Consider the following 11,585-nt stretch of genomic DNA (forward strand, 5'->3'; position numbering starts at 1 on the left):
GCCTGCTGTTGAGGGTGTGTCAATTCAACGGCTGATCTTGGTTGTTGAGTGGTCAGTCGTTGCTCGGGGTCAGACGTCCCTCGAAGGCGATCTGGAACGCGTTCAGGGGTGCTTTCCAGCGCATGGTCCACCGCTTGCGGCCCTTCACGGTCGGGTCCAGGCTCATCAGGGCCATGTAGATGCACTTGAGGGCGGCGGCCTCGTGGGGGAAGTGCCCGCGGGCGCGGACGGACCTGCGGATGCGGGCGTTGACGCTCTCGATCGCGTTCGTGCTGAGGATGACCTTGCGGATCTCGACGTCGAAGGAGAGGAAGGGCACGAACTCGGCCCAGGCGTCCGACCACAGCTTCACCATCGCCGGATATTTCCGGCCCCAGGACTCCTGGAACTCCAGGAACCGCTCCGTCGCCGCGTCCTCGCTGGGCGCGGTGAAGACGGGTTTGAGGGCCCCTGCGACCTTGTCCCAGTCCTGGCGGGCGGCGTAACGGAACGAGTTCCGCAGCAGGTGAACCACGCACGTCTGGACGATCGTGCGAGGCCAGACGGTCTCCACGGCCTCGGGAAGGCCCTTGAGCCCGTCGCAGACCAACATGAGCACGTCGTTCAGGCCGCGGTTCTTCAGCTCGGTGAACACATGCAGCCAGTACTTGGCGCCCTCGCCGCCGTCACCGGCCCAGATGCCGAGGATGTCGCGGGTGCCGTCCACCGTCACCGCCATCACCACGTAGATGGGACGGTTCGCGACCTTCCCGTCCCTGATCCTGACGTTGATGGCGTCCACGAACAGGACCGGGTAGACGCGGTCGAGCGGCCGGTTCTGCCATTCCGCCATGCCCTCCATCACTCGGTCGGTGATGGTGGAGACGGTCTGCTTGGACACCTCAGCGCCGTAGACCTCGGCGAGATGGGCCGATATCTCCCCATGCGTGAGGCCCTTCGCGGACAAGGAGAGCACCATCTCGTCGACGCAGGTCAGGCGCCGCTGTCGCTTCTTGACGATCTGCGGCTCGAAGCTGCCGGCAGTGTCGCGGGGCACCTTCACTTCCACCGGACCGACGTCGATCAGCACGGTCTTGGCCCGGCTCCCGTTGCGGGAGTTGGCGCTGCCCCGGCCGACAGCATCGTGGCGTTGCACTCCCCTTACTCATCGACGTAAGTGCCTCCTTGAACAACTCGACACCGGCCACGGAGGTGGAGGAAGAGAACTCCCCGGCACTCCACCGCACTTCGGTCTCACCTTCGGCGCACTCATGACCGTGATGCTGCTCTCGTCCCTCGACCAGACGATCGTCAGCACCACGTTGCCGACCATCGTCGGCGAGCTGCACGGTGTGAACCATCTGGCGTGGGTCCATCTCCCCTGCTCCCTACCAGGGCAGTGGCTGATGGTGCAGCGCACCGACGACGGCGCCGAGTGGCAGATCGTCGCAGGAGCCAGACCGCCCGACGACGCCCTGGACACCACCTCGCGGCACTCATCGACGAACACGCCCTCGCCGCAGTCCCCGCGTAAAGGCAAAAGGACAGCACCGGGACATCTGGTGGAAGGCATCCACTGCGACGTGGACGCTGCCAGACCCAATGCTGAGCACCCCCGTGCCCGAGCCCGAATTGCGGCCGGGTTGCGCCGCGGAGCCGAAGTTATGGATGGGGTTTGGTTCTGTCCGTTGTCCACTGCGGGCATGGCTCAGGGCCCTCCGGTGTGAAGGGCCCTGGACCAGTGGTGGCATCGGCTGGGGAGCCGTTAACGAGCGGCGAATCAGGTGCTAGGCAACTCGTGAACCGCCTCCGAGTGGGGCTGCCGCATGGGCAGGCGTGGCCGTGGGCCTCAAGCCGTTTCGAGGAAGGGGTAGTCGGTGTAGCCTTCCGCGCCCGGCCCGTAGAAAAGTTCCGGCCGCGGCTCGTTCTCCGCGTGGCCACCCCGCCAGCGCTCGACCAGGTCGGGGTTGGCGATGAGGGCCCGGCCCACAACCACGGCGTCGGCGTGGGCGGACTCGATCTGCTGGAGCGCCTGCTCGCGGGTGGTCTGCCCCCCGAAGGGGCCGCTGTTGACGATCAGCTTGCCGCCGAAGCGCCGCCGCAGCTCCTGTACAAGGTCGCCGCCCGGCTCGATGTGCAGTACGGAGAGGTAGGCCAGGCCCAGCGGGCGCAGTTGGTCGAGCAGGGTGCCGTAGGTGGCCAGGACGTCGTCCCGGTCGGTCTCGAAGACGTCCCCGAGGTCGACCTCCGGCGAGATCCGAAGCCCGACCCGCTCGGCACCGACGGCCTGGGCGACCGCCGTGACGACCTCGACGACGAAGCGGGCGCGGTTCTGCGGCGAGCCGCCGTATCCATCGGTGCGCTGGTTGGCCGCCGGGGAGAGGAACTCCTGGAGCAGGTAGCCGTTGGCGCCGTGGATTTCCACGCCGTCCGCTCCCGCCTCGATGGCCCGGCGGGCCGCGGCGACGAAGTCGGCCACGGCGGTCCGGATCTCCGCAGTGGTCATCGCTTCCGGTACGGGGTAGGGCTGCTCGCCCTTCTCGGTGAACGTCTTGTTGTCGATGGCGATCGCGCTGGGGGCGAGGATGCGGCGGCCGCCGTTGATGTCGGGGTGGGTGCCGCGGCCGGCGTGCATGATCTGCAGGACGATGCGGCCGCCCTCGGCGTGCACCGCCTCGAACACCCGCTGCCAGCCGGCCGCCTGCTCGTCGGTGGCGATGCCCGGCTCACCGACATACCCCTGCGACGCGTGGTCGGGGTAGGTGCCCTCGGTGATGATCATTCCGACGCTCGCCCGCTGCCGGTAGTACTCGACCATGAGGTCCCCGGGGATGCCGGAGGAACCGGCCCGGACCCGGGTTATCGGTGCCATGACGATGCGGTTGGGGAGCTCGATCTTCCCGAGGGATATGGGGGAGAAAAGCGACGGAACGGGCGAAACTTCTGAATTATTGACGGTCATGGGATTCTTTCTTTCTGCAATACGGAGGAAAACGGGATGAAGGTCTGCGACGTAGAGGGTCCACGCTGTCCCGGAGGAGGCGCGGATGCGGTCCTCGGGCAGGCGCGGGCCCGCTGACGGTGACGCGGTTCCAGGACCGCGATCGGGGTGTGGGTGGTGTTGGCGGCGAACGCGGTGAGAGCCGCATGCCGTCGGCGTCGGTGTCGATGCCGGTCAAGCGCAACTGCCCGCCGGAGTAGTGGCGTTCGCTCCTGGCGCACGATCAGCCGTCAGCCAGGTGACGAAGTCATGGGGGGCCGCCGCCGGAGTCGGTAGGGAGCGGTGTCTGCAGGGCCGCGCCGCGACCGACTCCCTCGACGCGCACCCGCGAAGAGGACCGATGCACGGCTTCACCTGGAACGCGCTTGCGGCGGCGGGAACAGCGATCTCAGCGATCCTCGTTCGCACCGGCGAGGTATTTCCGTCGGCCGATCGCCCACCGGGCAGCCTGCTTCACGACAGCGCGAGGCTAGCTGAGCGGCACGTCCGCGACACCCTTGAAGTGGCTGAACGTCTCCAGGGAGTACCGGCCGTGGTAGCGGCCCATGCCGCTTTCGCCGACGCCGCCGAAAGGCAGGCCGGTCATGAGCAGTTGCATCGCCGGCTGGCCCCACGCGACGCCGCCGGAGGACGTCTCGTTCACGAGGCGCGACTTGGTGGCCTCGGAGGTGGTGAAGGCGTAGAGCGCGAGGGGCTTGTCGCGTTCATTGATGAAGGCTATGGCGGCATCGAGGTCTTCGACTTCCACGACGGCGAGGATCGGACCGAAGATCTCCTCCTGCATGACCGGCGATGCGGGGTCGACATCGGTGAGCACCGTCGGTGCGATGAACAGGTCGTCACGGTCGTGCTGGCCTCCCACCGCCGCCCGGCCGGAGTCCAGCAGAGCGGTGAGCCGGTCGAAGTGCCGCTCGTTGATGATCCGGCCGAAGTCGGCTGCGGTCTGCGGGCTGGTGCCGAACTGGGCGTCGACCGCCGCGCGCAGGGCGGGAACCAGGGCGGCAGCGGTGGCAGGATCGGCCAGAACATAGTCGGGGGCTATGCACTGCTGCCCCGCGTTGCCGAACTTGGCGCCGACCAACCGCTTGGCGGTCTCGTCCACGTCAGCGTCGGGTGCCACGAAGACCGGCGACTTGCCCCCGAGTTCAAGTGTGACGGGGGTGAGGTTCTTGGCGGCTGCGGCCATGACGATCCGGCCGACCGTGCCATTGCCGGTGTAGAAGATGTGGTCGAAGCGTTGTGCCAGCAGGGCCGTGGTGTCCTCGGCGCCCCCCTCGACCACGGTGAGCACGTCAGGGTCGAAGTACTCACGCAGCAGGCGTGAAGCGACCGCCGAGGTGTGCACCGAGACCTCGCTCGGCTTGGCCACCACCGTGTTCCCGGCGGCCAGGGCGCCGATGATGGGGTCGATGAGAAGGTGCAGCGGGAAATTCCAGGGAGCGATCACCAGGACCACCCCGAGCGGGTCGTACGTGGTGTAAGCGGTTGTCGTGGGACCGAAGTGGGCGGGAACCTCCACCGGGCGCGGCTGAAGCCAGCTCTCGAGATTTGCCAGCGTCTCGTCGATGTCAGCGACGGTGAAGTCGATCTCCTGCGTCTTCGCCTCAGGGGCGTTCTTCCTCAGGTCCGCCCAGAGCGCTTCGAGCAGCTCCTGCTCGTTCTCGACCAGCAGTGCCCGCAGCCGCCGCAGCTGGTCGATGCGCCAGTCCAGTCCGCGGGTGACGCCGGTGTCGAAGGTCGCACGAAGGCGGCCGACCACCTCCGCGGCCGTTTCCGTCTGGGGGGTCCTCGACTCGGTCCCCTGTGTCGCGGTCATGGGATGTCTCCGTTCTCGATGCAAGGCCACGCCCGGCTGCCTTCCAGCCGGGCACGGTCCCCAGCGTGCTGGCCGATCCGGTATTCACCCAGGTCACGGCTGTATGTACATCCGCTGTGCCTACCACTGACTGGTGCAGGCTGATGTGCGTCCGGCCGTGGATACTCGAAGGCATGGACGAATACCCCGAACCGGTGCACGAGCCCGCCGACGGCGCTCTGGACCCGCGTGCCGAGCTCAGTGAGTTCTTGCGCACCCGGCGGGCCCGGCTGAAGCCGGAAGACGTGGGCCTGCGGGACTTCGGGCGGTACCGGCGGGTGCCGGGGCTGCGCCGCGAGGAGCTGGCGCAGCTGGCCGGGGTGTCGGTGGGGTACTACACGCGCCTGGAGCAGGGCAACGGGCGGGATGTGTCGGCGGAAGTCCTCGACGCCATCGCCCGCGCGCTCAGGCTGAGCGACGCAGAGCACGCCCACCTCACACACCTGGCGAAGCCGAAACAGCGGAAGAAGCCGGCCGGCCGCACCCAGCAGGTGCGGGGCCCCCTGCGGATGCTGCTGGACACCATGGAAGGCGGCCCGGCGATCCTCGTGGGGCGGCGCTCGGACATCCTCGCCTGGAACCGGATGGCCGCGGCGGTCTTCGGCGACTGGGCCGAGTTGCCCGCGCACGAACGGAACTGGGCGCGGCTGGTGTTCCTGCGGCCCGAGTACCGCGACCTGTTCGTGGACTGGGAACGCAAAGCGAACGACGTCGTCTCTCAGCTGCGCATGGACGCCGGCTCCCATCGCAACGACCCCCGGCTGTCCGCGCTGGTGGGCGAACTCTCCGTGAAGAGCGAGGAGTTCCGGCGGCTGTGGGCCGCCCACGACGTCAAGGACAAGTGTCACGGCATCCAGCGCCTGAACCACCCGCTCGTCGGTGAACTCGATCTGCGCCTCGAGTCGTTCCACCTGGCAGACGACCACGAACAGACGCTGGCGACGTACATTGCCGAGCCCGGTTCCCCGTCCGCGGAGGCACTACGACTGCTGGCCAGCTGGGGCACCGACGCGACAAGGGCGGGAGCCGGGACGCCGCCGGCACGCACGGCTTGATGAACAGTTGATCACCGGTAGTCGGCTGCGCGCCACGCCCAGCCTCCCGTCGACCTTGCCGCCCCCGGAGCCCCCGGCCCCGGCACCCGCCGTCGCGCCAGTCACACCGGCCTCGCACGAACCACGGAAAACCCAAGTACGTGCGCAGATCCCGGTCTGACTCGCTGACTACGGCTTTGGCCAGCTGCCCAACGCGAGGTCGGCGACTTGCAGCAGCTCAGGGCGGGAACTACCACTCGCGGCCTGGACGGCGATCCCATTGGCGACTGTTCTCAGGTAGAGCGCAAGGAGATGAGGATCTGTGGAAGGCGGAAGGTCACCGGCGTCCACCGCCTGTTGAAACCGGCGCGTCAAGTGGGCTATCCCGTCCTCACGCCATGCGATGAGCGCATCTCGGACTGGGCGGCTGTCATCCCCGGTGGCCAACGCACCGTGCACGCCAAGACAGCCCGCGGGGAATCCCGGCATGGTTGCCGCCTCGACCGTCCCGTGGAGCACGGCCGTAGCCACTGCTGCACTTGTGGGCTCCGCCAGGGCCTGGCCGAAGTAGGCGGTCAAGCCCTCGGTGTACCGCTCCAGCGCCTTGTAGAAGAGGTCTTCTTTGCTGCCGAACGCCCTGTACAGGCCGGGGCGGCTGATACCCATTGCCTCGGTGAGGTCGTCAAGGCTGGCACCCTCGAACCCCTTTGACCAGAACACCAGGACTGCACGATCGAGTGCCTCGTCGATGTCGAACGAGCGAGGCCTGCCGGGAGGGACCGGTGTCGTCGAGGTCATTTCTTCATCCTACCCCTTTGGTACCGATCGGTACGGGCGTGCTACCGTGTTTCGTACCAATCAGTACGCTATACAGAGAGGTGGCATCATGTCACAGACCGTACTCATCACTGGCGGAACCTCAGGCATCGGCTTGAGCCTCGCGCAGTCTTTCGTGGAGCTCGGGATGTCTGTCGTCGTTTGTGGACGTTCGCAGGCTGCGCTTGACCGATTCGCGCAGGCACACCCGCAGGCGCTGGCCGTGCGGGCCGATGTGACGGACGCAGCCGACCGGGCAGCGTTGCTGCAGGCGATCGCTGATCGCTTTGGGCGTCTGGACGTGCTGGTCAACAACGCCGGTACGTTCGAGGAACGAGACTATGCCGCCGGAAAGAACCCCAATGCGACTCTCGATACCGAGGTGGCATTGAACCTCACCGCCCCCATCCACTTGACGGGTGAAGTGCTCGAACGATGGCCAGAGCCCGACGCGATCGTATTCATCACCTCGGGGTTCGCTCTGGTCTCGCCCACTCGCGCGCCTACCCACGGCGCAGTGAAGGCCGGCCTGCACGGCTTTGCGGACGGCCTGCGCCGTCAACTCGCCCCGCAGGGCACCCATGTCCTCGAGGTCCTCCCACCGTCCACCGACACGCCCATGAACGCCGAAGCCACGGGGAAGAAACTGACTCCCGAGCAGGTGGCGGCGGTCACGATGAAGGCTCTTCGGCGGGGGCGGAACATGGCATTCCCCGGTCAGACGAAAGTCATGCCCGCCATGCTGCGCATCGCGCCGGGCACACTGCGACGCGTCGTCGCCGAGCTCTGAACCCCATGGAACACAACTGACCGGCCCGTCCCGGATTGAAAGGGTTCTCCATGTCCAAATTCCCCCTCCACCTGGTCCCTTCCCGCAGAGCGCTGACGACCGGGCGCTTCATCGTCGCGGCCACCCACTTGTTCACCCCGCGGCTGGCCACGCGGCTTTTCCAGCTCACGGCCAGCGGTACCCCCGCGATCCCTTATTCGCGGATGTTCGCGATACGCAACGCTGCTCTCGGGCTTGGACTGCAACGGATGGACCGTTTCACCCGGCCCCAGCAGCAGCAGTTCCTTGCGGTGAACATCGTCATGGACTCGGTCGATGCCGCCGCTTTCCTGGCTGCGGGCCTGCGGCGCGACGTCAGCCGTACCTCGGCCATGCTGTCCGCCGCAGTGGCTCTTTCTGCGGTAGCAGCCGGTACCACGGCCCTCATCGAGCACAAGCAAGCGGCCGCCCAAGAAACGGAGCCAACAGCGACGGCTCCATCGAACAGCGACTGGACGTGACCACCCCGGCTTGGCACCGCAGCTGATCCACCGCACCGCCTCCATTGATTGGAGGCCACCGAGGACGGGTGGCGGTCTCTGTCGAGTTCAGCATCGAGGCGGATGAGGTTCTGGCGAAGACGTGGACGACGGTACCCGGGGCCGTCGACGGGGAGGGCGGCCGGTTACCCCCGACGGGCAGGCCGGGTCACCGGCTGCTCGCACTGGTGGCGATCGCGGGGAGGACGGCGAGAGCGAGGATGCCGCCGGTGAGGGCGAGGACGGGGTAGCCGTAGGCGGAGACGACGAGGCCGGAGCTGAAGCCCCCGGTGGCGCCGGCGATGGCGATGGAGACGTCGGCCATGGCCCGGGTCTTGGCGCGGGCGGCCAGCCGCACGGCAACGGTGATCATCGCGGTGCCGGAGACGAGGCCCACGTTCCAGCCCAGCCGCGGCCGCGGTGATTCCGGCAGCGAGCGAAGTCCTCGCCCAGGCAGGCCGCGATGGACACATTCGTCATCCCGTCAGGTCCCCGATCGGTCAGTCGATGCCGTCGCTCTTGCCGGTGCAACAGGACAAGCGTTAGCTCACCGGTCCGCCGAGTGATCGGCGCTCTGAACTCGTCAAGCCATGCTGACTTCAGAGAAGCAGGCGGCGGGCTGCCTCGCGGCCGCCAGGACGCGGTGCCGGCACCCTCGGGCCAGCCAAATCGGGGCCGGTGAGTGACCGGGCGACGACTGCAGCGACATGTGCGACCACCGTCCGAGGGGCTGGCGGTGCAGCCCCGGGCGGCGACGATCACCCGATGGGAGCGGACCACACCTGGCGGGCATCAAGCAGTTCCAAGTCACCTTTGACTGCGCGGAACTTGAGCGCCTCGCTCGCTTCTGGTGCGAGGTGTTGGGGTACGTCGTACCGCCGCCACCGGAGGGGTTTGCGACTTGGGACGATTTCAAGCGTTCGCAGCCTTCTGAGCAGCAGGGTTCATGGTTGGCCTGCATAGATCCCTCAGGGGTGGGCCCGCGACTGTTCTTCCAGCGCGTTCCTGAGGGGAAGGTTTTCAAGAACCGGGTGCATCTTGATGTACGGGTCGGCACCGGTCTTGTGGGTGAAGAGCGTCTCGCCGCACTTGAGGCTGAACACGCGCGCCTGGAGCCGCTGGGCTCAGTACACGTGCAGACATTGTACGACGGCAATGACGCCTGCATCCCGATGCTGGACATCGAGGGCAACGAGTTCTGCATCGACTGAGCGTCCTTCGAGCCGGCGAGGTGGGAGTCCGCTTCCCTTGGACCTCTCTGACCGCGCATGGGGCGGGAGATACCCCGTGAGGGCGAGGTCGTACAGCCAGGCGATGCCGAGCATGGCGTGGTGCACTCCGTCGCCCTACAGGCGGCAGTCGCGCAGGATCGTCCAGGTCTTCATCCGGGGCAAAGGTGTGCTCGAGGCGGGCACGGGCCTGTGCGAGCGGGGCCCCGACGGCACTACGATCGACCGGCTCGTGCGGGTCGTCGGCGCACGATGGGCCGTCGAGGCGTGTGTCTCAGCGGCCAAGGACGAGTGTGACCTGGACGAGTGCGAGGTGCGCCGGGGCCCGAGTGTGGCTCGCGGACCGCGCGGCTCTAAGCGGTGTGGATCTCCAAGGCGGCACGCACGGCGGACTCCACGGCTCCCTCGATCCAGGCCGGCTTGACGGACGTGTGGTCCCCGGCGAAGTGCAACGGCCCTTCGCGCGCGGGGATGGCGGGCAGCAACTCCGTGTGCTGCCCGGGCAGGAGCACGGACGCCTCCCCGTAGGCGTAGGGGTCGCGCAGCCAGCTCTGAGTGCGGCCCGCGCCGGTGTAGAAGACCTCGATGCGCTGGCCGTAGACCTGCTGGAGGCCGCACAGAGCGTGTGGGTACCGAGCCTCGTCGTCCAGGGAGTCCCAGCGCAGCGCGTCGTCCGCCCAGCTGTAGGAGGCCAGGACCACGCCCCCTGCGCTGCCCGGGACCGGATGGGAGGGGTGGAACATGAACCGGTTGGCGTTGTCCGACACCGAGCCGCCCCCCACGACGTCGACCGCCTCCGGCTGGTCGCGCGCGATCGCGCGGTTGGCGGCGTAGTGGGTGCGCTGACCCGTCGTGATGTGCCCGTCGGGCACGGAGGGATGGGCGCCGAGCAGTCTGCCGTCCGTGGCGGCGCGGCCGGTGCGGTAGGCGTCGTACAGACCTGGGTCGACGGCGTGCAGTTCGCGTTTCCAGTCGGCCTCGTCGAACTCCCACCAGCGGCGGCTGAACTCCAGCAGGACCTTGGTCGCGCTGTCGTAGTGCAGTTCGCAGACCGCGCGGCGCTTGCGGTACGACATGGGCGGGGTGATCTGTACGTGGCGCAGTCCGGAGAACGGCACCGTGACCACGGCGACGTCCGCGGTGAACTGCTCGCGTACGACGGGACCGTCGCGGCCCTCGGACACGGTGTCCACCCATACGTGCGGGCCCTTGGTCCGGACGTGCTCGGTGTCCGGCGAAGGGCGGTCGGAGTGGTGGTACTCGATGCGCGTGACACGACGGTCGAACTGCACGTCCTTGTGCACGCGTTCCAGGAGGGCGTCCGGCAGCACGGCCGTGCCGCCCTCCAACTCGTAGAAAGGTGTGTCGGGGCTGATGAGGGAGGAGCCGGTGAAGCTGTGGATGAAGGACAGGGGAAGGCGTGAGGTGAGGTTCTCCAGGGTGCCGATCAGATCGATGGTCCGCTCGCCGAGGCCGGCGTGCTCGGTCAGGAAGCGGAACATCGACCAGTCACCGAAGCGCTGCACCACGCGGGCCCAGCCCCGCACCCGCTCGGGGAGCGGCTTGTCGACCCGCTTGCCGTCGCCGTTGACGTAACTGAACTCGTCACGCACCGGGTCCAGAACGGAGCGCAGGATGGCGGTGGCAGGGGTGTCCCAGTGGGCACGGGGAACGCCGAAGGACCGGTTGATGCGCCGGGGGTTGCGGGCATAGTCGGCGCGCCGCATGCGGATCCCGTTCACGTGGATCCAGGTGTGGTTGGCGGGACGTCCCTCGTGGTCGACGTCCACGTAGTGGAAGCGCCGCTTCTTCAGGCCGAACTGGTCGATCAGCTCCATCACCAGGGGATGGCTGCCGGGGATGCGCATCGCGCCCGCTTCGGCGTATTGGAGCGGATCGGTGAAGGGCTGCTTCGCTTGTTCGTGGCCGCCGTTGCGGAAGGTCTTGATGCGTCCGCCCGCGCGGTTGCCGTTGGCCTCCAGCACGGTCACACGGTGACCTGCCTTCTTCAGAAGCCAGGCACTCACCAGCCCGGCCGGACCGGCTCCGATGACCAGAACGTTTTTGGGGCGGGTCCGCCGCTGAGTCGGCAGGCCCTGCTCGAGGATGCGCTGGTAGCGCGGGACGAGCGGGCGGTTGTCGGAGTCCAGTACGAGCAGTGCGCGAGCGACGGCCAGGCACCGGTCGAAGTCGGCGCCTCGGCTGGCGGCCGCAGCGGTCGGCGCGGGCAGGGCCGCGGAGACACCGCCGGTCAGGGCCGTCGCCACCGTGGCCGTGCCAGCCACCGCCGTGAAGCCTCGCCGGGAGAGACCGCCGCCTGAGTGCACCACCGCGTGATCTTCAGTCATGTCGATCTTTGTACC

General features: G+C 67.8%; 9 protein-coding genes and 4 pseudogenes. 6 read left to right on the forward strand and 7 right to left on the reverse strand.

Annotated elements, in window-relative coordinates:
• Window positions 1-52: 52 nt before the first annotated feature.
• A pseudogene (locus ABZT06_RS42160) lies at window positions 53-1,132 on the reverse strand (IS256 family transposase); the annotation flags it as partial.
• Between the two features lie 118 nt (window positions 1,133-1,250).
• Between ABZT06_RS42160 and ABZT06_RS42165 the strand changes: the two are divergent.
• Window positions 1,251-1,706 carry a hypothetical protein gene (locus ABZT06_RS42165; protein WP_355753352.1) on the forward strand — a complete coding sequence of 152 codons (456 nt, stop codon included), beginning with the start codon at window positions 1,251-1,253 and terminating at the stop codon, window positions 1,704-1,706.
• Between the two features lie 122 nt (window positions 1,707-1,828).
• Here the strand turns inward: ABZT06_RS42165 and ABZT06_RS42170 are convergent, their stop codons facing one another.
• Both ABZT06_RS42170 and ABZT06_RS42175 read right to left on the reverse strand, forming a co-directional pair.
• Window positions 1,829-2,941, reverse strand: a complete 1,113-nt coding sequence (locus tag ABZT06_RS42170) for an alkene reductase (protein WP_355753276.1) — start codon at window positions 2,939-2,941, stop codon at window positions 1,829-1,831.
• 508 nt (window positions 2,942-3,449) lie between these two features.
• A complete protein-coding gene (locus ABZT06_RS42175) occupies window positions 3,450-4,796 on the reverse strand; it encodes an aldehyde dehydrogenase family protein (protein WP_355753279.1) in 1,347 nt (448 codons plus the stop codon).
• A gap of 173 nt (window positions 4,797-4,969) precedes the next feature.
• Between ABZT06_RS42175 and ABZT06_RS42180 the strand changes: the two genes are divergently transcribed.
• Window positions 4,970-5,890, forward strand: a complete 921-nt coding sequence (locus ABZT06_RS42180) for a helix-turn-helix transcriptional regulator (protein WP_355753282.1) — start codon at window positions 4,970-4,972, stop codon at window positions 5,888-5,890.
• Window positions 5,891-6,058: 168 nt separating this feature from the next.
• On the opposite strand, the gene ABZT06_RS42185 is transcribed toward ABZT06_RS42180, so the two are convergent.
• Complete coding sequence (locus ABZT06_RS42185; protein ID WP_355753284.1) at window positions 6,059-6,667, reverse strand: TetR/AcrR family transcriptional regulator; 609 nt, start codon at window positions 6,665-6,667, stop codon at window positions 6,059-6,061.
• Between the two features lie 88 nt (window positions 6,668-6,755).
• Here ABZT06_RS42185 and ABZT06_RS42190 point away from each other — a divergent pair, with 88 nt between their 5' ends.
• On the forward strand, window positions 6,756-7,475 hold the full coding sequence (locus ABZT06_RS42190; RefSeq protein ID WP_355753286.1) for an SDR family NAD(P)-dependent oxidoreductase: 720 nt from the start codon (window positions 6,756-6,758) through the stop codon (window positions 7,473-7,475).
• A 50-nt stretch (window positions 7,476-7,525) separates the two neighbouring features.
• Window positions 7,526-7,975 carry a hypothetical protein gene (locus tag ABZT06_RS42195; RefSeq protein ID WP_355753288.1) on the forward strand — a complete coding sequence of 150 codons (450 nt, stop codon included), beginning with the start codon at window positions 7,526-7,528 and terminating at the stop codon, window positions 7,973-7,975.
• A gap of 187 nt (window positions 7,976-8,162) precedes the next feature.
• On the opposite strand, the pseudogene ABZT06_RS42200 reads toward ABZT06_RS42195, so the two are convergent.
• A pseudogene (locus ABZT06_RS42200) lies at window positions 8,163-8,402 on the reverse strand (MFS transporter); the annotation flags it as partial.
• Between the two features lie 373 nt (window positions 8,403-8,775).
• Between ABZT06_RS42200 and ABZT06_RS42205 the strand changes: the two are divergent.
• Window positions 8,776-9,204, forward strand: coding sequence for a VOC family protein (locus tag ABZT06_RS42205; protein WP_355753341.1), 429 nt, complete (start codon window positions 8,776-8,778; stop codon window positions 9,202-9,204).
• Window positions 9,205-9,276: 72 nt separating this feature from the next.
• On the opposite strand, the pseudogene ABZT06_RS42210 reads toward ABZT06_RS42205, so the two are convergent.
• Window positions 9,277-9,415: pseudogene (locus ABZT06_RS42210) on the reverse strand (IS5/IS1182 family transposase); the annotation flags it as partial.
• A 12-nt stretch (window positions 9,416-9,427) separates the two neighbouring features.
• Between ABZT06_RS42210 and ABZT06_RS42215 the strand changes: the two are divergent.
• Window positions 9,428-9,550: pseudogene (locus ABZT06_RS42215) on the forward strand (IS701 family transposase); the annotation flags it as partial.
• Window positions 9,551-9,575: 25 nt separating this feature from the next.
• Here ABZT06_RS42215 and ABZT06_RS42220 read toward each other — a convergent pair.
• Window positions 9,576-11,570, reverse strand: coding sequence for an FAD-dependent oxidoreductase (locus ABZT06_RS42220; RefSeq protein ID WP_355753291.1), 1,995 nt, complete (start codon window positions 11,568-11,570; stop codon window positions 9,576-9,578).
• Window positions 11,571-11,585 lie beyond the last annotated feature (15 nt).

Source organism: Streptomyces sp. NPDC005483, assembly GCF_040606035.1.
Classification (GTDB): domain Bacteria; phylum Actinomycetota; class Actinomycetes; order Streptomycetales; family Streptomycetaceae; genus Streptomyces.

What these genes read in the sequence shown, in the direction of transcription:
- ABZT06_RS42195 (WP_355753288.1), top strand. Translation starts at nt 7,526, where the DNA reads ATGTCCAAATTCCCCCTCCACCTGGTCCCTTCCCGCAGAGCGCTGACG.
- ABZT06_RS42185 (WP_355753284.1), bottom strand. Translation starts at nt 6,667, where the DNA reads ATGACCTCGACGACACCGGTCCCTCCCGGCAGGCCTCGCTCGTTCGAC.
- ABZT06_RS42165 (WP_355753352.1), top strand. Translation starts at nt 1,251, where the DNA reads ATGACCGTGATGCTGCTCTCGTCCCTCGACCAGACGATCGTCAGCACC.
- ABZT06_RS42180 (WP_355753282.1), top strand. Translation starts at nt 4,970, where the DNA reads ATGGACGAATACCCCGAACCGGTGCACGAGCCCGCCGACGGCGCTCTG.
- ABZT06_RS42175 (WP_355753279.1), bottom strand. Translation starts at nt 4,796, where the DNA reads ATGACCGCGACACAGGGGACCGAGTCGAGGACCCCCCAGACGGAAACG.
- ABZT06_RS42170 (WP_355753276.1), bottom strand. Translation starts at nt 2,941, where the DNA reads ATGACCGTCAATAATTCAGAAGTTTCGCCCGTTCCGTCGCTTTTCTCC.
- ABZT06_RS42220 (WP_355753291.1), bottom strand. Translation starts at nt 11,570, where the DNA reads ATGACTGAAGATCACGCGGTGGTGCACTCAGGCGGCGGTCTCTCCCGG.
- ABZT06_RS42190 (WP_355753286.1), top strand. Translation starts at nt 6,756, where the DNA reads ATGTCACAGACCGTACTCATCACTGGCGGAACCTCAGGCATCGGCTTG.